This is a genomic window from Anabaena sp. CCY 9613, from assembly GCF_963920895.1.
Lineage (GTDB): Bacteria > Cyanobacteriota > Cyanobacteriia > Cyanobacteriales > Nostocaceae > Cyanocohniella.
The window spans coordinates 1-248 of record NZ_CAWUDE010000072.1 but is presented as its reverse complement, the minus strand read 5'-3'; the positions used below and the strand labels follow the sequence as shown (position 1 = coordinate 248).

Here is a 248-nt window from a genome sequence, read left to right as displayed (position 1 = left end):
GCTGGCCCTGGGTCCGGCGGGGACGGTCCATATGTCGCTGGCCGACTATGCGGCCTGGCTGAAGGTCTTCCTGACCGACGGCGGCGGCTGGCTGAAGCCCGAAAGCATCGCCGCCCTGAGCACGCCGAGCCCCGGCGCGGACACGCCCTATGCCGGGGGCTGGATCGCGCCGCCCCACGCCCCCTGGGCGTCGGGGCCGGTGCTGATGCACGAGGGGTCGAACACCCTGTGGCACGCAGTGGCGGCGG

1 protein-coding gene is annotated in these 248 nt (G+C 74.2%); it reads left to right on the top strand.

What is annotated here, in order from left to right; all coding sequences use genetic code 11:
* Positions 1–31: 31 nt before the first annotated feature.
* A partial coding sequence (locus tag ACM0OT_RS23845; protein ID WP_414566848.1) for a hypothetical protein occupies positions 32–248 on the top strand: 217 nt, incomplete at its 3' end.